At 40.2% G+C, this 22,365-nt stretch carries 11 protein-coding genes and 10 pseudogenes; 10 read left to right on the top strand and 11 right to left on the bottom strand.

The features are described 5' to 3' along the window. Positions 1-83 (bottom strand): annotated as a pseudogene (locus BFN00_RS15770) (IS6 family transposase); the annotation flags it as partial. Positions 84-145: 62 nt separating this feature from the next. Here BFN00_RS15770 and BFN00_RS02620 point away from each other — a divergent pair. The 4 genes and pseudogenes from BFN00_RS02620 to BFN00_RS02635 all read left to right on the top strand — a co-directional run. Continuing rightward, positions 146-628 (top strand): annotated as a pseudogene (locus BFN00_RS02620) (zinc-binding dehydrogenase); the annotation flags it as partial. 93 nt (positions 629-721) lie between these two features. After that, positions 722-1,944, top strand: a pseudogene (locus tag BFN00_RS02625) (IS256 family transposase). A 42-nt stretch (positions 1,945-1,986) separates the two neighbouring features. Continuing rightward, positions 1,987-4,653: an excinuclease ABC subunit UvrA gene (locus BFN00_RS02630; protein WP_004979617.1), complete on the top strand. Its 2,667-nt coding sequence runs from the start codon at positions 1,987-1,989 to the stop codon at positions 4,651-4,653. Between the two features lie 166 nt (positions 4,654-4,819). Next, a complete protein-coding gene (locus tag BFN00_RS02635) occupies positions 4,820-5,752 on the top strand; it encodes an IS5 family transposase (RefSeq protein WP_082180543.1) in 933 nt (310 codons plus the stop codon). A 133-nt stretch (positions 5,753-5,885) separates the two neighbouring features. Here BFN00_RS02635 and BFN00_RS02640 read toward each other — a convergent pair whose 3' ends face one another. The 6 genes and pseudogenes from BFN00_RS02640 to BFN00_RS02665 all read right to left on the bottom strand — a co-directional run bounded on the left by BFN00_RS02640 (position 5,886) and on the right by BFN00_RS02665 (position 12,916). Then, a complete protein-coding gene (locus tag BFN00_RS02640) occupies positions 5,886-7,049 on the bottom strand; it encodes a zinc-dependent alcohol dehydrogenase (protein WP_004897278.1) in 1,164 nt (387 codons plus the stop codon). Between the two features lie 410 nt (positions 7,050-7,459). Beyond that, entirely contained in the window at positions 7,460-8,161 is a 702-nt protein-coding gene (locus tag BFN00_RS02645; protein WP_004282341.1) for an IS1 family transposase, read from the bottom strand. Between the two features lie 127 nt (positions 8,162-8,288). Beyond that, positions 8,289-9,122 (bottom strand): annotated as a pseudogene (locus BFN00_RS16295) (HNH endonuclease signature motif containing protein); the annotation flags it as partial. Between the two features lie 157 nt (positions 9,123-9,279). Beyond that, complete coding sequence (gene acnA / locus BFN00_RS02655; protein WP_071850376.1) at positions 9,280-12,036, bottom strand: aconitate hydratase AcnA; 2,757 nt, start codon at positions 12,034-12,036, stop codon at positions 9,280-9,282. 278 nt (positions 12,037-12,314) lie between these two features. After that, positions 12,315-12,635 carry a type II toxin-antitoxin system PemK/MazF family toxin gene (locus BFN00_RS02660; RefSeq protein WP_071850377.1) on the bottom strand — a complete coding sequence of 107 codons (321 nt, stop codon included), beginning with the start codon at positions 12,633-12,635 and terminating at the stop codon, positions 12,315-12,317. Continuing rightward, positions 12,635-12,916 (bottom strand): type II toxin-antitoxin system RelB/DinJ family antitoxin, encoded by a 282-nt coding sequence (locus BFN00_RS02665; RefSeq protein WP_071850378.1) that lies wholly within the window; start codon positions 12,914-12,916, stop codon positions 12,635-12,637. The genes BFN00_RS02660 and BFN00_RS02665 overlap by 1 nt, the downstream gene beginning before the upstream one ends. A gap of 96 nt (positions 12,917-13,012) precedes the next feature. On the opposite strand from BFN00_RS02665, the pseudogene BFN00_RS02670 reads away from it, so the two are divergent. Both BFN00_RS02670 and BFN00_RS02675 read left to right on the top strand, forming a co-directional pair. Next, positions 13,013-13,165: pseudogene (locus tag BFN00_RS02670) on the top strand (VF530 family DNA-binding protein); the annotation flags it as partial. A gap of 251 nt (positions 13,166-13,416) precedes the next feature. Further along, positions 13,417-13,971 (top strand): annotated as a pseudogene (locus tag BFN00_RS02675) (sensor histidine kinase); the annotation flags it as partial. Here the strand turns inward: BFN00_RS02675 and bioD are convergent. From bioD to BFN00_RS02690, 3 genes and pseudogenes are all read right to left on the bottom strand, one after another. After that, positions 13,949-14,395, bottom strand: a pseudogene (gene bioD / locus BFN00_RS02680) (dethiobiotin synthase); the annotation flags it as partial. The pseudogenes BFN00_RS02675 and bioD overlap by 23 nt on opposite strands. A 452-nt stretch (positions 14,396-14,847) precedes the next feature. Next, positions 14,848-15,073, bottom strand: a pseudogene (locus tag BFN00_RS16110) (hypothetical protein); the annotation flags it as partial. Between the two features lie 464 nt (positions 15,074-15,537). Then, on the bottom strand, positions 15,538-16,707 hold the full coding sequence (locus BFN00_RS02690; protein WP_071850380.1) for a replication initiation protein: 1,170 nt from the start codon (positions 16,705-16,707) through the stop codon (positions 15,538-15,540). Between the two features lie 903 nt (positions 16,708-17,610). Here BFN00_RS02690 and BFN00_RS02695 point away from each other — a divergent pair. The 4 genes and pseudogenes from BFN00_RS02695 to BFN00_RS02710 form a co-directional block, all read left to right on the top strand. Further along, positions 17,611-18,396, top strand: a complete 786-nt coding sequence (locus BFN00_RS02695) for a ParA family protein (RefSeq protein ID WP_071850382.1) — start codon at positions 17,611-17,613, stop codon at positions 18,394-18,396. 18 nt (positions 18,397-18,414) lie between these two features. Continuing rightward, positions 18,415-19,314: a ParB/RepB/Spo0J family partition protein gene (locus BFN00_RS02700; RefSeq protein ID WP_005093722.1), complete on the top strand. Its 900-nt coding sequence runs from the start codon at positions 18,415-18,417 to the stop codon at positions 19,312-19,314. 109 nt (positions 19,315-19,423) lie between these two features. Then, positions 19,424-21,010 carry a sensor domain-containing diguanylate cyclase gene (locus BFN00_RS02705; RefSeq protein WP_071850381.1) on the top strand — a complete coding sequence of 529 codons (1,587 nt, stop codon included), beginning with the start codon at positions 19,424-19,426 and terminating at the stop codon, positions 21,008-21,010. Between the two features lie 194 nt (positions 21,011-21,204). Continuing rightward, positions 21,205-21,864 (top strand): annotated as a pseudogene (locus BFN00_RS02710) (type I restriction endonuclease subunit R, EcoR124 family); the annotation flags it as partial. Positions 21,865-22,172: 308 nt separating this feature from the next. On the opposite strand, the pseudogene BFN00_RS02715 reads toward BFN00_RS02710, so the two are convergent. Then, a pseudogene (locus tag BFN00_RS02715) lies at positions 22,173-22,365 on the bottom strand (IS5/IS1182 family transposase); the annotation flags it as partial.

Raw genomic sequence — 22,365 nt, forward strand, 5'->3', positions numbered from 1 at the left:
TAGCTGATGCCATATTTACAATACCAACGAACAGCCCAAAGAATGATTTCACCTTGAAAGTGCCGACCGTGGAAGGGATTCATCTGCTGTATCTCGAAATAAATAAGATATTTAGCTTATCATGTCAGCCTATTTGCAACAGTGCCTTATTTTGAATCATCTTGGTTATGAGATTACAGCTTCGACTGGTCGACCTCAAGAGTCAGAATATTTAACCTATCTAGGGGCGAGTGAAATTATTGATCGTATTGAATTATCTTCCCCAGGAAAGCCATTAAACAAAGAAGTTTGGGCTGGCGTAATTGATACTGTTGGAAGCCATACTTTAGCCAATGCATGTGCTAGTACAAAATATCGTGGTGCAGTTGCTGCGTGTGGTTTGGCAGGCGGAATGGATTTTCCAGCAACAGTTGCTCCATTTATTCTAAGAGGGATTACCTTATATGGAATTGATAGCGTGATGGCACCAATCGAATTAAGAAAAGAAGCATGGGAACGTTTGGCTACAGAATTAGATCAAACAAAATTAGAAACAGTAACGACTGAAATTCAGTTAACAGATGCTTTAAATATTTCAAATGAAATTTTAGATGGAAAAATTCGAGGTAGAGTTGTTGTACAGATATAGTTCAACAAAATGAGTTGTGGGACTGTTCTAAATTTTGTGTAAGTACTTAATTTTCATTTATCCTACTGAGGATAATAAAAAGAGGTACTTCACATGGATGAAGCTACAATCAAAAGTATGGCAGCTGAATTAGCTAAAGGTTTAAAAACTCCTGAAGATTTAAACCAAATGACAGCCATATTTAAAAAGTTCATGATCGAAACCGCTCTGAATACTGAGCTTTCTGAACATTTAGGCTATGAAAAGCATCAACCTAAGAAAGGATCTAATGCACGTAATGGTTTTAGCTCCAAAACAGTTCTAACACAAGATGGGCAGCTTGCTTTAGATATCCCTCGTGATCGTGATGGCTCTTTTGAACCACAGATTATTAAGAAGCATCAAACACGCATTACTAGCATGGATGATCAAATTCTTTCGCTATATGCGAAAGGAATGACAAATAGAGAAATTGTTGCTTTTTTAAAGAAATGTACGATGCCGATGTATCTGCCTCCCTTATTAGTAAGGTGACGGATGCTGTCATTGAACAAGTGACAGAATGGCAAAATAGAACACTCGATAGTCTTTATCCTGTTGTCTATTTAGATTGCATTGTTGTTAAGGTTCGTCAGCATTCAACAGTAATCAATAAATCAGTTTATTTAGCATTAGGCATTAACCTGGATGGCCAAAAAGAACTTCTTGGCATGTGGCTTGCTCAAACAGAAGGTTCCAAATTCTGGCTGTCAGTCATGACAGAGCTTAAAAATCGAGGAGTGCAAGATATTCTTGTAGCCTGCCTTGCGAAGCAGCGCTTCTCAGGACTAAAAGGCTTTCCTGATGCGATAGCCTCTGTCTACCCTCATACTGATATCCAGCTGTGTATCGTACATGTTGTACGCAATAGCCTGAGATTTGTGAGCTGGAAGGACTACAAAGCTGTAACAGCAGGATTGAAGGCGATCTATCAGGCAAGTACAGAGGAAAATGCTTTAAAGCCCCTAGATATCTTCTGCGATCAATGGAATCACCAGTATTCAAAAATTGGAGAATCCTGGCGGGCAAATTGGGAAAATATCCGAACGATCTTTAGCTATCCTGCTGAAATACGTCATGCGATTTATACAACAAATGCAATTGAATCATTGAATAGCGTGATCCGCCATTCAACTAAAAAGAGAAAGATCTTCTCTTCTGATGATTCAGTGAAAAAGGTCATTTATTTAGCAACTTCAAATGCTGCTAAAAAATGGACCATGCCAATTCAAAATTGGCGTTTAGCAATGAATTGGTTTACGATTCAGTTCGATGATCGATTAAAAGATCATTTATAAAAAATGAGACTTACACAAAATAATTTACAGGCTCGTAGAAACATGAAAATACATTCTTTTGGTGAACACAATAACATTACTTTATCTAATAATTGTATTGAAGTTCGAGGTGCACGTGAGCATAACCTTAAGGATGTAGATGTTTCTATCCCAAGAAATGCACTTGTTGTTTTCTCAGGTGTATCGGGTTCAGGAAAATCATCACTTGCTTTTGGAACTATTTTTGCTGAAGCACAAAGAAGATATTTCGAATCTGTTGCACCTTATGCAAGACGCTTAATAGATCAGGCCGGAGTACCAGATGTTGATGCTATTGATGGTCTACCACCAGCAGTAGCATTGCAACAACAACGTGGTGCAAGTAATACCCGTTCTTCTGTTGGAAGTGTAACAACTTTATCAAGTCTCGTGCGAATGATTTATTCGCGTGCTGGTGCATATCCTGCCGATCAGCCAATGTTATATGCCGAGGACTTTTCACCGAACACTCCTCAAGGTGCTTGTCCTACCTGTCATGGTTTAGGTCACATTTATGAAGTTACAGAATCGACAATGGTTCCTGACCCAACACTCAGTATTCGTGAGAGAGCTATCGCATCATGGCCACCTGCTTGGCACGGGCAAAACTTACGCGATATCCTAGTAACCCTAGGGTATGATGTCGATCGACCATGGAAAGATTTACCGCAATCGGATAGAGACTGGATTTTATTTACTGAAGAAACCCCAACAGTTCCTGTCTATGCTGGTTTAAGCCCCGCTGAGACTCAATCTGCACTTAAACGTAAACTAGAACCCAGCTATATGGGCACTTTCACTGGTGCTCGTCGCTATGTCCTTCATACTTTTGCTAATACCCAAAGTACGTTGATGAAAAAACGTGTTTCACGTTTTATGGAAGGAAAAATATGCCCTTCCTGTCATGGTAAACGCCTTAAACCAGAAGCCTTATCTATTACCTTTGCTGGAGTAGATATTGGTGAGTTTATGCAACTTTCTTTGGATAAGTTAACTTGCCTGCTTGAGCCCATTGTTCTTGGCAATTTCGACGCTCATGATGCTGGAGAAAAGACTAATAATAAAGTAACCCAACTTGATAGATCCGAACGAGCAACAACAGGTAGAGCAGTGCATTCTGTATCTCCAGATGTAAGACGTACGTCAGCACTTTCAGATGAAAAGAAAATTGCTGCGCAGCGTTTAGCAAATGGTGTGGTGGGGCGTTTAAATCAATTACGCCAGTTAGGTCTTGGTTATCTAACATTAGATAGAGCCACACCGACTCTTTCAGCGGGAGAGTTACAACGTTTGCGTTTAGCAACACAATTAAGTTCTATGCTATTTGGTGTAGTTTATGTACTGGATGAACCGTCTGCTGGATTACATCCTTCAGATAGTCAGTCATTATATGATTCTCTCGATAAATTAAGAGACGCTGGAAACTCCGTATTTGTTGTAGAGCATGATTTAGAGCTCATGCGTCGTGCTCAATGGTTAGTGGATGTTGGACCAGATGCAGGAGAGCAAGGTGGTAATATTTTATATAGTGGAGTACCTCAGGGTTTAAGTGAGATTTCAGCTTCACGTACTGCAAGTTATTTATTTAATAAAATCCCAGTTACTCAAAGTTATGGACGTACACCCTCTGGTTGGCTTGAACTTAACAATATTTACCGACATAACCTGCATAATATTGATGCTCGTATACCTCTTGGTGTACTTACAGCAGTTACAGGTATTTCAGGTTCAGGTAAATCTAGTCTCGTTTCTCAAGCTTTACCCGAGTTAGTACTTTCATATTTAGGCAATGAATCTGAAACTGAAAACAATAATGAAAATAATCCTTTAAATGAAGGAATGTTGGTTACCGAGGTTACACAGGGTTCTCTGGCTGGTGATGTGGAGGCTATACAGCGTCTGGTACAGGTTGATCAAAAACCAATTGGCCGTACTCCACGTTCTAATCTGGCAACTTATACGGGTTTATTTGATCATGTTAGAAAGTTATTTGCTGGGACTCCTGAAGCTCGCCAAGCTCATTATGATGCTGGACGTTTTTCGTTTAATGTGGCTAAAGGGCGATGTGAAACTTGTGAAGGTGAAGGCTTTGTCAGTGTAGAATTATTGTTTATGCCAAGTGTATATGCCCCTTGTCCGACATGTCATGGTGCTCGATATAATGATGACACTCTGAAAATTCGCTGGAATGGACGTAATATTGCTGAAGTATTAGGAATGACCGTCAATGAAGCACGTGATTTTTTTGATGGAGAGGTCTCGATTGCTCGTTCACTACAATTATTAAAGGAAATTGGCCTTGGTTATTTACGTTTAGGGCAACCAGCGACTGAACTATCTGGTGGAGAAGCGCAACGTATTAAATTGGCGACCGAGCTGCAACGCAATCAGCGTGGAAATACACTGTATATACTTGATGAGCCAACTACAGGTTTGCATCCATCAGATGTAGATCGATTGTTAGTTCAATTGCAGCGATTAGTCGATGCGGGTAATACCGTGGTTATGATTGAGCATGATATGCGTGCCGTTGCACAAGCAGATTGGGTGATTGATGTGGGACCAGGTGCTGGAAATGCTGGTGGGAATATTGTTGTGGCAGGAACACCAAAACAAATAACAGAAAATCAAGATAGTCGTACTGCTCCATATTTAGTTAATGAGTTAGTGAGTCGTGATACTAAACGTTGATATTGCGAGTGGGTAGAATAAAACCTTAAATTAAAAGCCTGTAAAATCAATCAGATATTTTTTTGTTTTAGGTGGTGTGTGAGCATGAAATCTAAAAGTTTTTTCAACTAAGGGCTTTGTTGCACAAACCTATCTGTAACGGCTTTTTCAGCGATATAATTTTCAAATGAAGAAGCCTACACAGAAAATCTACCGCACAACCAATTGGCCCGCATATAACCGAGCACTCATGAGTCGCGGAAATATTGCCATTTGGTTTGATCCTGCTACGCAATGGTATGCTCCATCAAAAGGCAAACAAGGGCGAAATCAAACCTACTCCGACGCAGCCATCCAATGCTGCTTAATGATTAAATCCTTATTCCGTCTGTCTTTACGTATGGTCACTGGCTTTGTGCAAAGTCTGATTAAACTTTGCGGATTAAATTGGACAGCACCAGATTACAGTACGCTTTGTAGAAGACAAAAGCATATTGATATTGCAATCAGCTACCAAAAAAGTAGCGATGGGCTGCATCTACTCATAGACTCTACAGGCATGAAGTTTCTAGGTGAGGGCGAATGGAAACGCAAGAAACATGGACCTGAATATCGTCGCCAATGGCGTAAATTTCATATTAGTATAGATGCCAAAACCCTGCAAATACGAGCAGTTCAGCTTACAACCGATAATGTCAGTGATTCACAGGTGCTTGGTGATTTACTTGATCAGATTCCACAAGATGAGCAGATTGACTCTGTTTATACCGATGGAGCTTATGACACCAAGCAATGCCGTCAGGTCATTGCAGATCGGCAAGCGCATACGGTGATTCCACCTAGAAAAAATGCGAAACCATGGAAAGATACAAAGAGTAGCTCGCTAGAGCGAAATGAATTACTTCGAACAGTTAAACGTTTAGGCAGGACACTATGGAAAAAATGGTCAGGCTATCATCGGCGAAGTTTGGTTGAAACTAAGATGCACTGCATTAAATTATTAGGAGATAAACTCAGTGCAAGGAGTTTTGATAGCCAAGTGAATGAGATCCATGCACGTGTAGCAGTGCTTAACAGATTTACGGAATTAGGTCGACCACTTACCCAAGTTACGCCTTAAATTTGGCTCAATTAGGGGCGCTTTGCATTTCAAATCTTTGTGCAACAAAGCCCTTAAAAACAAGAAAAAGAGGATTGATAAAATGATGATAAAAAATAAAAAAGCGCCTGATGGCGCTTTCCTTTAATCATATTTATGGCGTCAGAATCACTTTACGACAGTCTTCTTCTTTTTTATCAAAAATACGGTAACCTTCCGCAGCATCTTCCAGTTTCATGCGATGGGTAATAATCAGATCTGGAGACAGATCTCCATTTTCAATATGTTCTAGCAACTGCGGCAAGTAGTTATGCACATGGGTTTGTCCCATTTTAAAGGTTAAACCTTTGTCAAAGGCATCACCAAACAGGAAGCCATGAATTGGACCGGCATAAACTCCAGGTACACTCACCACACCGCCGCGGCGGACCGCTGCAATACATTGTCTTAACGCTGAACCACTCGAACCTTCTAATTTCAGGTTGGTCATTACGGTTTCCAGCATGCTGCCTTTAGCTTCAAAACCGACCGCATCAATGACGGCATCGACTCCACGATAACCCGTGGTATTTTGAATGATAAATTCAGCGGCATCGACTTCATCAAAATTGACCGGAATCACTCCATAGGTTTGATGTGCGAAACGCAGACGATAAGGATGGTGATCGACCATAAAAATCTGCTCGGCACCGAGCATCCGCGCACAGGCAGCAGCCAGCAGACCGACTGGGCCAGCACCATAAATCGCCACACTGGAACCTCGACCAACTTGGGCATTGTTCACTGCTTGCCAGGCGGTTGGTAGAATATCGGTCAGGAATAATACTTTTTCATCAGGCAGGGAGCCTGGCACTTTAAATGGTCCGACATTGCCCTTGGGGATCCGCACATATTCAGCTTGACCACCCGGTATACCACCATACAGATGGCTAAAGCCAAATAAAGCTGCCCCTGGTGGAATCTGTTTTTTATTGAGAATTGCACCACGGCCGGTATTGGTATTTTCACAGGCAGCCATTAGTTCATGTTCACAGAAAAAACAGTGACCGCATGCAATCACAAAGGGAATAATTACCCGATCACCTTTTTTGACTTCGGTTACTTGTGGGCCGACTTCTTCTACAATTCCCATAAATTCATGGCCGAAAATATCACCGTCTTCAGTGGCCGGGATTTTTCCCCGGTATAAATGCAGATCTGAGCCACAGATGGCGGTGGCTGTCACCCTTAAAATAACGTCATCTGGTTCCTGAATCACTGGATCTGGAACAGATTCAACTCGTACATCCCGAGCACCATGATAGGTAAGAGCACGCATGCGGATTTCCTCTTTCTAGTTCAACATTAAACAGACTCGTAGCAAGGCTGCCAAGAATTAAAAAACACTTTTATTAGAGCCTTATGCGCCAAGAAATCGCTGTAAATTAATGTATGAAATAAGACATCCGAGTGTTTAAAAAATAAACTTATATAGGGTTTACGTAATTCGTGAGCTTATGTGTCGAATGAATAGAAAAGAACAGAATTAAAGAAACATCTAGTAATTTCTATAACTTATAGTGAATAGCCACCAATTTTGTAGACACCTTTTAGTTAGATAAAAAAGCAATTTTTTTGATCTTTAAAGAATGAGGATATAGTATTTGTAAAATTACTTAGCTGCTTAAAACTTAATTCTAATTGGTTAATAGGTGAAAAATGGGTAGTGTTTCAAAAAGTATGCTGGCATTAAACGAATCCATTATTGATATAAAAGAACACTAAATCAAAGGCTTTGAAATGATTTTCAAGCTTTTTGGAGAAGTTGCAGCTTCTCCTAAAGCCTCGCCTGATTCGATGCCGTAATCGACAATTATTGCCTTCTATACCCACAGTGAAAAATTTACCAATCAACTGTTTGCATTCTTTAAAGGTCGTAACAAAGCTATCCCAATGGTCACTTGATATACATGTATAGCTTACACCTAACTGCTTCAATTTTAATTTAAGTCGTTTTGCAGTGGCTAAATCTCGGTTACCCCATACATAAGCAACAATTTCACCTGTTTCTCGATGATAGGCATAAATTAGCCATTGTTTATTTTGCTTATGACCAACAAAAGTCCAAAACTCATCTACTTCAAGGGTTTCATAATGACTTTGCTGTGCTCGAAGTTGATATTTTGATTGGCTAAGTGTCCGTAGAACTTTACCGATACTTACTCTTTCAATTTCTGCTATATCCCTGACACCACTGCCTCGCACCATGAGGTGTAATATTTTGGTTTTGATACCTGAGTGACAGCCTTGATAACTGAGAGCATGATCACCAATAAATTGACGTCTGCATATTTTACATTGGTAATTTTGCTTACCATCTACTTTTGTGCCATTTTTCTTTATACTGTCACTTAGGCAGGCTGGACACTTGATTTCTAGAGTTATTCGCATTTCTCTATTTTATCAAAATCCAACCTGCTTTTTTTCAGCATACTTTTTGAAACACCACCCAAAAGTTAAATCATGTGATTTATCATTAATTAATACACTTGAGAAAACAAGCTCATAGCCCTGCTGATTAATACAATAACTCACCAAACAAATCCGCTCTGATCTCTTCTAAGCTGAGATCTGATTTCATTCTATTACAGATGGGATGAACCAGCAGACCATTTTCTAGCACACCTTGGCCACCTGCGGCTTTGGCAATCCGATGATCCGATTCAGTAGAATCGAGATAGATTAATCCATCACAAATGGGGCAAAAGTTATGATTACCCACCAGAAAATTGTGCTTAAGCAAATTTTTGGTTAATGCTGAAAAGGCCTTGGGCTTTGATCGAGAGATCGGGCTAATCAATTCAACATATCCGACTACATGCTCTACAACCCCATCATCATAATTACCCAAAAATCTTTCAGAATAAAACTCATTAAAGTTGATGTACTTGAAAGCCTTTTACATCGACAAAATAAAGGTGCTCAGGCATTCTTCATCTTCAAAATCGACATCCATTTCCAGGCTTAAACAGATAAAGGCTTTATAAACGATTTGTAGCCGATCATAGCCTTTAATCCCACTGCCGAACTTACCGGCCGTTTCAGTGGTCGCCACTGGAAAATTGGCAATCAAGAACTCAATACTACGGCGGACACGTGTAAACTCTTTAAAGCTAATGGTTCGATGGTGAATCTGCATCAGGCTTTCATGAATTTCAAACACAATAGCAAACCATGCCAGAAAGGAAGTAATCTGAAAACGCTGGTCCTTATAAAAATATAAGAACGGATGTAAGCCCAAACTCGGAACCCCAGTATTTTTTACAGGAGTGGCCATTCTGCAAAGGACCGTAAACAGATGTGACATGATCTTTCCAACGCGTTCACCCTGATTCAGGCTCATTATATTATGAAAAGACCATCAAAAGATTAATGCCAATCAGTTAAGGAAATTTGGATTGCAGATTAAAATAAATAAATCTAAATTCATTTCTTATTGAGCATAATTTTAGTTTCTCAATTCTTAACTGGCCGGCATTGTGGCCGGTGTCGGGTTTTCATCATTCAATTTAGGAAACGAGCAAATTGCGTAAAACATAGTGCAAGATCCCACCGGCCTTAAAGTATTCCACCTCATTCAAGGTATCAATACGACACAACACCTGAAAATGGCTATATGTACCATCGGTATGTTGCACTTCTACATCCAGCATTTGATGCGGATGAATATCATCTGACAAGCCTAGAATTGATAGGGTTTCATGCCCGGTCAGGTTCAAGATCTGCCGGTTCTGATCCTCCACAAACTGTAAAGGTAACACCCCCATGCCGACCAGATTAGAACGGTGAATCCGCTCAAAACTTTCAGCAATCACCGCTTTTACCCCCAATAGGTTGGTACCTTTGGCCGCCCAGTCACGTGAAGAACCAGTGCCATATTCTTTCCCGGCAATAATCACAAGTGGGGTTTGTTCTGCCTGATAGCGCATTGCCGCATCATAAATCGAGAGTTTTTCTGCACTTGGAATATGCAGAGTATTGCCACCTTCCTCCCCACCCAGCATTTCGTTTTTGATGCGGATATTGGCAAAGGTGCCTCGCATCATCACTTCATGGTTACCACGGCGGGATCCATAAGAGTTAAAGTCTTTTGCATCAACCCCCTGTTGCTGCAAATATCGTCCGGCAGGACTATCTTTTTTGATATTGCCTGCAGGGGAAATATGGTCCGTCGTGACTGAATCTCCCAATAAAGCCAAAATCCGTGCCTGTTTGATCTGCTGAATTGGTCGCACCGGCTGATCAATTTCTGCAAAAAAGGGGGGATGTCGGATATAGGTCGATTGTTCATCCCAAGCATAGGTTTGACTTTGTGGAATCTGGATCGCTTTCCACTTGGCATCGCCTTCAAACACTTCCGCATATTCTTTATGAAACATCTCGGTACTCACGTTCTGCAGTGCGGCATCAATTTCCATCTGTGTCGGCCAGATATCTTTTAAATAAACTGCTTGGCCATCAAAACCTTCACCTATGGGTTCAGCAGTGAGATCAGTTCGAATATTCCCGACCAAACCATAGGCAACCACCAAGGGTGGAGATGCTAACCAGTTGGTTTTCACCAAAGGATGCACTCGTCCTTCAAAGTTACGGTTTCCGGAAAGTACTGAGGCTACATTCAAATCGAAACATTGCACAGCTTCTTCAATCGCTTCAGGTAAAGGTCCCGAATTACCAATACAGGTGGTACAACCATAACCTACCAGGTTATAACCCAGTTGATTCAAATAAGGCGTCAACCCTGCTGCATTGAGATAATCGGTAACTACTTTGGAACCTGGAGCCAGTGAACTTTTCACCCAGGGTTTCCGCTGCAAACCTTTTTCGATTGCCTTTTTGGCCAATAGCCCTGCTGCCAACATGACACTGGGATTCGAAGTATTGGTACAGGAGGTAATCGCTGAAATCACCACATCACCATGCTGCAACGGATATTTTTTACCCTCAATCATACAAAAAACATTTTCATGGGGCAGGTTGGCCTGTTTTGCTTCAACAGCCGTACCTCCCCCTCCTTCATTTTCCAGACGCTCTTTTTCTTCTTTGACCGGTTTCAAGGTCAGATCCATGAAGGCATCAAAGGTTTTCGGCACTTGTGACAATAGTACACGATCCTGTGGGCGTTTCGGACCCGCCAGACTGGCTTCTACCGTCGACATATCTAAAGCCAGCGTATCTGTAAAGACGGGTTCATCCCCCGGATTGCGCCATAATCCTTGTAACTTGCTATAGGCCTCTACCAAGGCAATTCTTTCCGGCTGACGTCCAGTTAAACGTAAATAGGAAAGCGTCACCTCATCGACCGGGAAAAAGCCACAGGTAGCGCCATACTCCGGTGCCATATTGGCAATCGTGGCACGGTCAGCCAAGGGTAAATCGGCCAGACCATCGCCATAAAATTCGACAAATTTCCCAACTACGCCTTTTTTTCGTAGTATCTGGGTAATGGTCAGCACCAGATCAGTTGCTGTAATCCCTTCTTTGAGTTTACCGGTGAGCTTAAAGCCGATTACTTCCGGAATCAGCATGGAGATCGGTTGACCCAGCATGGCCGCTTCCGCTTCGATACCACCTACCCCCCAACCTAACACGCCTAAGCCATTGATCATGGTGGTATGTGAGTCAGTACCGACCAAGGTATCAGGAAAGGCAAAGCGCTGCCCATCAACCTCATTGCTCCAGACCACTTGTGCCAGATATTCCAGATTGACCTGGTGGCAAATCCCGGTTCCTGGCGGTACCACGCGAAACTGATTGAGCGCCGCCTGCCCCCATCGCAGGAACTGGTAGCGCTCACCATTGCGTTGCATCTCAATTGCGACATTCTGCTCAAAAGCTTGCGGGCTGGCAAAGTAGTCGACCATCACCGAGTGATCAATGATCAAATCCACTGGTGACAGCGGATTAATTTTTTCCGGATCACCGCCGGCTTTGGCCACCGCTGCACGCATCGCAGCAAGATCCACCACTGCGGGAACACCGGTAAAATCCTGCATCAGTACCCGTGCCGGACGATACTGGATTTCCTGTTCTGAAGTTCGGTCGTTTAACCACCCTGCCAGCGCATGAATATGCTCGGTTTTCACCGTAAGCTGATCTTCAAAACGCAGTAAATTTTCCAGCAAGACTTTTAAAGATTTTGGCAGCCGGGACAGGTCGCCCAACTGCACTTGCAATTTGGATAAGTTGAAAATCTGATAGTGTTCTGAACCGACGGTTAATGTTTCTAAGGTATTAAAACTATTGATATCACTATACTTAGCCATCTAGTTTCCCTCCGGCTTGAGATGTTATTTTTATGATCACAGTCAACCACTTCTTTACTTACTGTATGCCAACTGCGCGGCGGGTTTGTTATTATTTATTATCGGATTGCGCTAGGTAGTTAAATGCAGGGCTGCCAGAGAGTTACCGAAAATTCAGATTCTGGCATCCACAATGTTTCTGCCAATTCTGTAAGGAGATTAGGTAAAAAGTGGTCTCCGACAAACCCGGTACGGTTCACTAACTTGGACATATATTATTCGGCTAGTTGGATAAACAATTATTGCTCTTTAAGATGATTAATTAAGCGTTCATAGTCATTTTTAGAAAGTTTACCAATGTAAGTTAATTTTGTCTTATCAATTGGCAACTGGTATGTCTGTACGGTATCAATCCATGATTTTTTACTTAGTCCAACCGATTTCCAATCTGTAATTTCAATATATTTACTTTTAATAAAGTCAGATTTATTGTCATATTGACTGCTTAAACGGAATACGATGTAGTCTTTTTTTGTTTGTCGAATATATAAAACAGGACGAGTTTTACCATCTGCTATGTCCGTAAAACCAACGTAAGCCCAATACAAATCCTGAGCCATTAGTATCCACCATCATCATTTAAAAACTCTTGAGCAGATTTTATATTGGATACTTTTACACTCGGAATATTATGGCTAAGTGCTATGAGTTGTGCTGTATTAAAATCATCATCACTTACTTGATTGCTCACAGGAATTCGACCTGTTTTGGCAATTTCAGCCATAACCATACTAAAAACAGATGCAGGGGTTAGCCCAACTTTTTTAATGACGTACTCTGCTGATTCTGAGATTGCCTCATCCACAGTATATTGAACTCTTTTTTTTATTAGCGTAGACATTTAACACCTCTCAATCTCATTAATGCCATTTTACGGCATAAAATGACATCAAACAAGTAAATAAGAATTGGTGTCCAAGTAGCTGTTGATTCTGTAGGTTTAAGTCGTAAAATTGAAATTAGATGTTTTTGCATAGACCCAAGTGTTAAATCATCATTGCGATTCTTGCGTACCACACCATGGGCACGTGAAAAAGTAGAAAGCTTATATTTGTACGTCTTACGCCAAAAGGCCAAACAGAAACCGTAGCCCCAGGCAACACCCCTCTCATCATAAAATTATACCAGTCAGTAAAATACCTTTAGATTAAGCATGTGTATGTTGGTTATTATTGTTGATTATCACAATAAATTAGTGACCAAAAATCAAAGTACCCCACCCTACCTTAAATTACACCACACAAAATAAAACCCTATATAACTGTTATATATAGAGTTTATTAAAATACCAATTATGTCATTTAGTGTATTTTATGTCGGTGACTCTTGCCAAGGTTGGGAATTCAGTACAATTTGCAGCAGGCCAATGAGAGTATCCGGCGTTATACGCTGTTACTCGAGCAGCTTTTATTGCTGACCCAATCAGAAAACAGTCTCCAGGCAATGCCTGAGACCATCTGGCTTCGCCCCACTCTTGAGAAGGTCCTTGCAGACTTAGGTACACGCTATCCAGAAATGAATGAAAAAATACAGGTGCACTGGGACAGCCTTGGTGAAATTCAGCTGCCTGAATTTGTGCTGTATACCGTACTGAAAAATCTGCTTGAGAATGCACTGCTGCATGCACAGGCTGAACAGATCTGGATTTCCATGCAGTCTGGTTGCCTGGTGATTGAAGATGATGGACAACAACTGACAGCCGAAGATATTCAACATTTAGGACAACGCTTCTGGCGCAAATCTGCTCAGCAGCATGGCCATGGTTTAGGACTGGCATTGACCGCCAACCTGTTAAAACAATATGGCTATCAGCTCTCTTTCAATGCCCGTCGACCCTATGGTGGGCTCAGCATTGAAATAAAGTACGGCGTGTCTAAGCGTGACATGCAAGCTTAGGGATATCCAGCCATACGGCTGTTGGAAAATACCGGGTCAGATACTCCTTTAAATATTGAATGGTATCCATCGCAATCGTTTGATCCTGGTGGTCATCAGCATGGTTAAATGCCACAGCATAAAGCGTGACTTCACGTTGTTTGAGTAGCTCCAGACTCAGTAGAGTATGATTAATACTGCCCAGACGGCCTGAAGTCACCAGAATGACAGGATAGTGATGCGCTGCAATATAATTGATCGTCAGCATGTCCCGGGTCAGCGGCACCATTAATCCACCCGCTCCTTCAAGCAGAACCCGGTCATAACGCTCGGCCAGTATAGTGGCTACCTGCTGAATTTTTTCGAAATCGATTGAACGCCGATCCAGTTCAGATGCCAGATGCGGTGAGGCCGGATAGCTAAAGATTTCTGGCATGGTCAGCTTGCCACCTGAGTGCAACTTAATTTAAAAAATAATTGAGGATGTTGTTAAATAAGCTCAAAAAAATAGAAGTGATTACTGGTACGCTTTCACAAGTCCCTTTTTGCTCCGTTCTATATGATAAATCCCGGTCATTGCACTGAATCACTGCTAGAATCTTTTCTTCTATTTGAGTAATGGCCTGCCATACTTAGGCTATTTAGCATACAAAATAAATAAGGAGGCATCATGCCTCTTTGAGCTGTTACTATTTACTTTCTTTTTCCGTTGGTATAAGTCAATCGATTGCTTTTAGACACTATATGGCTGGCAAAATTCCTGTAAATCGAAGGAGTCTTTCAACTGACATAAGCGCTGATACCTTCAGTTAAATCCATGAACTGAGATGCCTCCAGATAATCATTCACTGCTGTAACATGATCCCATCCTGTCCCGGATCACATCACGGGCTGCGTTTAAAACTCCACATAAAACTTTTCAATCAACTGCCGTGTTCTAATCAGCAGATGATTAAACACATTATCCCATTCAAACAGCTTCACCTTATAATTTGGCGAGTCTTTTAGTTCTTCCTTGCGCAGCAAATGCTTGGAGAACTCCTAATATTCCAGTACATTTTTTATCGTCTCTGGCTTCAAATTCTCCCCCTCCGCAAAGGTGCTGATAGGCCTGTTTTTTGTCATCCTGGAATTATTCTCCCTCTATGGTGCCATTCAAGGTATTGGCAATATTCCAGATTTTTTTGTAGCTGTTGTACTTGGGCATGATTATGACAGTCCAAATCACGAACTCATTAATCCAGTGATTTCGCCTAAAATTTTCAATCATGCCATCGCAAGAAGGTGGCAAAAGACATAGTTTTTCGTGGGATTATGGCGTGAATAATAGTAGGTTTTTGACCCCAAGAAAAAAAGTGTAGCAACTTACTACACTTTTTATATATTCAGAATTTAGGTATTTTCACTTGTATTTTAGACAAGATGTAGCAAGTCCGAACTGCGACATTTTCCCAATGAGCGCCCGCTAATCTCACTGAAAAGATGTACCAGAAATACTCTAGTTATTTTCGACAAATGTCAGACATGCAAAAATCAAATCATTCACCCGGAATATTTTCAATGCGCTGTAGCAATTTGCTACACTTTTTAAATAATTTCTTTACCAAAAATCTCATTCAAACGCTCGCGATTTTCCTGAACAAAAGTCGGATCATTTTTGAGCTTATATTTCATCTCTTTCTTGAAATCATTCATGGATGCACCGGCCACAGCAAAATCCATTTGAAACATAATATCGTTCACAATAACATTTGCCTGAGAATCGGTTAAACAGCCTTCGGTCTTAAACCACTTGCTAAACTGCGTATAATTCGGATCATTGGCATAGATATACCAGGAACGTATGGTCATATCGAACTTTGCCCCCAGCTCTTTCACGATGGCATTATCATCAAAATCTACATCCAGATAGATTTGGGTCTTCTCGTTAAATTGCGGGAGAGCCGCTTCCGTATGTCCACTCACAATTTTAAACCGCACCCCCACAATAGGACGGCCTTTCTTAATGGTGTCATATTCTAGCTGCAGACTGGTTTTAGTATTAATTTCTTCAACAATTTTATCCAGAATATAACGCCTAAAATCTACCCAACGGTCATATTTTTTTTCACCGATGTCAATCAACGCTTTTAAATTCTCTAAGGTGAGTTCAACTTCATAGGTGTCGAGATTCGCGTACTTAAATTCATTTTTAACAATATAAGAATATAAACTCATACTTGTGACAGAGTCTAAAGCAAATAAATCTTTCAACTGGTAAGTGGTAAAATTCCCACTGGCCAGACGGGTGAAGTAAGGCAGCACTTCACTGGTAAAGCGAATCTGCAAGGCATTTTTGGCATCATCTTCCCAGCGCAGTTCCCGGATAATCGGTACCACAGAATGGACTTTTTTCACTTTACGCTTGACGTCATCTACAGGCTCTTCAATTACAAAATGGGCAACCCGAGATGAAAGTTCCCTATAAATCCGGTCAATAGCCACATTAATGGAATTCTTCTTATTGAGTCCTAACAATTCCCCCAGATCTTCTTTATGCAGATAGATATAGGTTTGCTCGGTAATTTCACGATCTTGGTTATTTTTTTCACCATAGTTTGCAACTGCCATTGCATAAAGCAGTGCCTTATATTCATTAGAAGACAATTCAATAGGACGAATTAAGCGGTTACTGGTACTCACCACTCCATTCTGTCGAATATTGCCGATACAATAAGGTAAATATTCTATTTCTTGTTTTTCGTTAAAATCGCTCATAAGTGAAAAATTAAAAGTTATTCCCCCCTATTTATACATAAAAGTGGAATAACATTCAACATATTCACCTTACAGATTCATTTTAAGTACTTATTCCTTTAAAAGGATGTGCTAAAGACCAAGAGTGGAAAGCATGTCATCATTTTTTTAGATTTAGCCTAATCCTTAATCTTAAAGTGGAAACTTTAAAAATATTTCCACTTATTAGTGACAAGCTTTCCACTTTTATCAACTGAAGGCAGCTTAAATCGTTTTCTTTGCATTTTTTTGTGGCCAAAAATACCGTTATAAGTGAAAAAATCATTAGGTTTAGCACTTTTCAGTGACAAAGCTTCCACCTTTAAAGAGAATCAAGTACTAAATCGGACTTTTTTTTGCAATTTTCAAGGGAAAAACACAACTTATCCACAAGTAGAAAAACAAGCGTGACAAGTCTTCCACCTTTAAAGCCAGTTCATCCAACTTATCAACAGATTAAAGTTTTGAATTTAAATAATTTTATAACTTAATTTCATGTTTTTTTTTAAACCAGTGACAAGTCTTCCACCATAGTGACAAGTCTTCCACCTTTCAGTGACAGCTCTTCCACCTTTCAGTGACAAGTCTTCCACCTTTCAGTGACAAGTCTTCCACCTTTCAGTGACAAACCTTCCACTTTTCGGTGACAAACCTTCCACCTTTAAAGACGTAAGATACTGTTTTAAAAAAGAAAAAAACGCCCTAATTATAATTACTTAATTATATTAATTAATACTAATTATAATTAGCTAGCTATATTTTATATAAAACTTTGATTTGTTTTCTCTGTTAGTCGATATTGATTGGTATTTTAATATCCTTCAAAAAAGTGTAGCAACTTGCTACAAATTTCACTATATTAGGATCATTCCAATGGGGTCTGATATGACAAATAAATCGACTAAAATTATTGCTGTAGCAAACCATAAAGGTGGTTGCGGAAAGACCACCACGGTTGTTCATCTGGCTGCAGAGCTAGCAGACTTGGGGCATAAAGTATTGGTGATTGATTTAGATCCACAAGCCAATGCAAGTCTACATATCGGATTAAGACATCCGAGTGAGGTTGAAACCACTTCTGCTGAATTACTGGTAGGTGATTTGAGCCTATTGTCTGATGCCTTACAAGAAGAAACCAATTTTAAAAATGTTTCTTTAATTTATGGTTCACTTACTTTAGGTAAAACAGAAGACCAACTTAAAGATGATGCCCCAAGACCCTCTGAAGAGCTGTCTAACAAGTTGGAATTATTAAATGGATTATATGATTTCATCCTGATTGACTGTCCTCCAAGCCTAAAACTTCTAACCAGTAATGCCTTGGCTGCATCTACCCATGTTATGGTGCCGATTGAATCCGGTTCACAATATGGCCTATATGGTGTCACTGACTTAATTAACCATTTAAGTAAAATAAGACGGGTCAATCCCGAATTGAAACTGTTAGGTGCTTTGCTGATTAAACATGATGAACGTCAAAACGTCTGTAAACTGATACGAGATGAAGCTTTAAGTCAGGTCGGCGAATTGTTAAAAACGACCATTCCAATGAGTACAAAAGTCAATCAAGCAGCAATTTTACAACAGCCATTATTGGGCGTAGATAAAAATTCTAAAGTTCGTAAAGCGTTCCAAGATTTAGCGAAAGAAATCATCGATCGTGTTGAATAAAGGCACTCTGAGAATCCTATGGTAAGTACAAAAGAATTGTTGGCACAACGTCTTCAGCAAAATACTCAAAAGCATCAACAAGCTCAGCAAGAGCATGTCAACGATGTGAAAGAATTACGTCGTAATGTCCAAATTACAGACATTCAACCTAGTCCCAATCAGCCACGAAAAATATTCAATCAGCAAGATATTGAAGATTTAGCGGCCTCAATTGAGGAGATTGGATTATTGCAACCGATTGCAGTTCGGCGAGTACAGGACAAATATGAGTTAATTGCCGGTGAACGACGCTTGAAAGCGCATCAAATTCTCAATAAAAACACCATTGAAGTGATTGTCATCGATGCATCAGATGAAGAAGTCGCACTGTTAACCTTGGCAGAGAATTTAAAACGGGAAGACTTAACAGATTATGAAATTTATGTCGGTCTGAGTTCTCTGGATGAGAAATTAAAAAAGAACAAGCAAAAATTGGCAAAATCCTTAGGTATGAATCGAGAGGATATGTATAAATATCTATCTTTCGAAAAATTACCGAAAGAACTGATTGCCGATTTAGAACAACAACCGACATTGTTGGCACGCACTGCCGCCACAGCTGTGAAAAAGTTTCTTTCAGATTACGAAGAGAATTACAGTAATGCTAAAAAAGCACTGTTAGAAGCTTGGGCGAAACTGCTGAAAAAAGAAGTTGAGCAAACAAAACTGGCCTTATTGGCAGAAAAAATTTTAAAGTCGAAAGAAAACAAAGAGCCAATTAAAACGTCAATCGTGCATAAAATTGAATATGATGGAAAAGTCGCAGGGAATATCAAGTTTGATCACAACATTTTAAAAGTGTCATTAAAAATGAGTGAATTTGATGAGCAAAATTTACAAGAGCTGGAAAATTTGCTGAAAAAAATGCTGAAAAAATAAAATTAAAGCGCTGTAGCAACTTGCTACAGCGCTTTTTTCAATTTAGGTCGGAGAGGATTTCAAGTTACATTAAATAGAGTAATACAACCTAAGGTACCTGGGGGCTCAGTTGTTATATAAAATACTTTTATCTTTGAATCTGAATTTACGCAAGCTGATTCTGATTTCAACGATCCTCAGCGTTTCCTGTTTATTTGTGATTAGCCTGTTTATTCTGAATTATGTGGTTAAACAGCAACTAATTCAGAATTCACTCTCTATAAATGAAAAATACGCAGCCAAGATTGCGATGGGGGTGAATCGTGATGTCAGTAATATGTTGCAGGAGTTGCAGTATAGTGCTCAGCAATTAGGGCAAAACTTTTACAATACGCCACTGCGACAGGCTGAAGTCAAACGGCTCAAAAACCAGTCGAATAACTTTAACAGTGTTTTTATGGTGGGCCAGCAAAATCAGATACTTGCTTATGCACCAGTATCATTAGACCTAAAATTCCACACGCCCTATAATACAGCGGGTATTGTTGGATCACTTAAAAGCAAAAAGGCGTATATTTCGGCACCCTATTGGTCAAGCAAAAAAAATCTGGTTGTGTTGATATCACAGCCTATTTACGATGTGAATCAAAATTATAAGGGCTTTATCAGCGGTACGATTTATCTGCAGAAGAATAATTTAATCAGTGAAATGCTGTTCAATCAATTTGATTTCAAAAAAAGTTATATGTATGTGATTGATCAGCAGAACCGTATTATCTTCCATCCAGATTCGAGTCGGATTGGCGAAAAAATTGTAAATAATACTGGTCTTGACTATATCAATGAAAACAAGAAAGGATCCGTCCGTCTAACGAATAGCTTGGGGATTGATAACCTGGCCGGTTTTGCACATGTTCCCAGTGTGAACTGGATTGTGGTTTCACAGCAACCTACGGATGAACTTCTTAAACAGGCCAATGAATTAATTTTAAAAGTTTCTATTGGCATATTTATCTTTTATCTGTTTATTTTCTTTATCGTCTGGCGGATGTCGCTATTTATTTCTTCGCCGCTGAATCGTTTGGCGAAAATGGCCAGTATGTTAAATCGAAATGATATTCAGGATAAAATCAGTCAGGTTGATCCCTGGTATTTTGAGGTATTCAAGTTTAGGGCCTCGCTACTTTTGAGCTCCAAAACATTTAATAACAAGATCTCAGAATTACGCCAACATATCAATATTGACCCCTTGACTGGCCTTTATAACCGTCGTGGCATGCAATATCTTCTGGATGAATTAATCAGTACGGGTACTCATTTTGCGGTACTCGCTATCGATATTGATTTCTTTAAAAAGATCAACGATAGCTATGGACATGACCGCGGAGATGAGGTTTTAAAGCGATTGGCTTTTTTAATGCAGAAAAATTTCAGAAGTCATGATCTCTGCTGTCGCACTGGTGGGGAAGAGTTTATCGTACTGATGATGACCTCCGATATTCGGGTTGCTTTCAATGCAGCAGAACGTCTCAGAACGAGTATGCAAGCGAGTCAAATTGAGGGAATGGAAGAAATTACCATTTCCGTGGGTATCGCATTCTGTCCGAGAGATTCAGTAAGCGTCAAACAGGTTTTTAAAATGGCAGACAATAAGCTGTATGAAGCGAAAAATAATGGACGGAACTGTGTTCGTATGACGCAAAAATTAGCCAAGTAAAATGTCGGCACAAATAGGCTTGATTTTTTTAAATCTTTTTCTACTCAAGCATATTCAGCACAGCGACCTTGCGGAGTTACATGAGCTTTAATCGAGATCAGCTTCAGTCTGTGCCCGAGCATGCACTGGTAAAATTTGGCTATGGGTCTGTCTGGGGAGCTTTAATGGATAAATAAAGTGAATTAAGCACGACAATTCATGTCCTTTTGGAAGTGATGCGCTATAACGCCCAGCTGCAGACTTTTATCGAATATGACCAGGATCAAACCGCATTAGATAAACAGCATTTTGCCAACTTTGCGTCCAAGTATGCCGATCTATGTCGTGATGTACGCAAGACCACTAAAAAAGAAAAAGTGTCGGTACTGGACGATGTCGATTTTCAGCTGGACTTACTGCACAGTGACCGGATCAATGTTGGTTATATCATCAACCTGCTACAACTGGCTGTGAATAGTGATGATGAAGACAAACGTAAGAAGTATGAAGCTCAGGTCTATGACCTGATCGGCAATGAAATCACCCTGTATGACAAGCAGGAGCTGATCCAGAAGTTTATTGAAGAAAACCTGCCCAAGATGATCAATGGCCAGAGCGTACAAACGGCCTTTGCTCAGTTCTGGGATGCTGAAAAAGAACAGGCTTATCAGCACCTCTGTGCAGAAGAAAATCTAAAACCTGAGGCAATGAAGCATGTTCTGCAGCATTACGAGTTCACCAAACGCTTACCACGGAAGGAAGAACTGAAAGACTTGCCAAACTATAAGGTTAAGCTGTTTGAGCGGGAGAGCGTGTTTAGCAATTTGCTGGTCAAGACCCGAAAGCTGATTGAAAAGTTTTATGTGGGGTTTTGACAGCAGCCCGTGAAGTGATCCGGGGCAGGAGAGGGATCATGTCATAGTGATGGATCATAACCTAGCGGTATTCTGGTTCATGGATTGAACCGAAGGCCTTATCGTCATGCCAGTTGAAATACTCTATCAATTTACAGCAATTTTGGCAGCTATAGGTTAAGTTTTTATAGTGAATAGCCTAAGCAAAAATATTGGTAAATAGATACTTTTTTTAATGCGGTATAATTACTTAAAAAACTAGACATCAGTTGTAAATGGCTTTGTTGCATAAAGATTCAAAAGCTGAGTTTTCCCCAATCCATTCAAATTTAAGTGACAACTTGGGTGTGAGGTCTACCTAATTCCGTAAATCTATTCAGAACTGCCACACGCGCATGAACTTCATTGACCTGACTTTGAAAATGTCTTGCCGTCAGCTTATCTCCTAATAATTTGATGCAATGCATCTTGGTTTCCACCAAACTGCGACGGTGATAGCCCGACCATTTTTTCCATATTTTT

Origin of the sequence: Acinetobacter sp. AR2-3 (assembly GCF_001878775.1) — a bacterium.
Taxonomy (GTDB): Bacteria; Pseudomonadota; Gammaproteobacteria; order Pseudomonadales; family Moraxellaceae; genus Acinetobacter; species Acinetobacter lwoffii_D.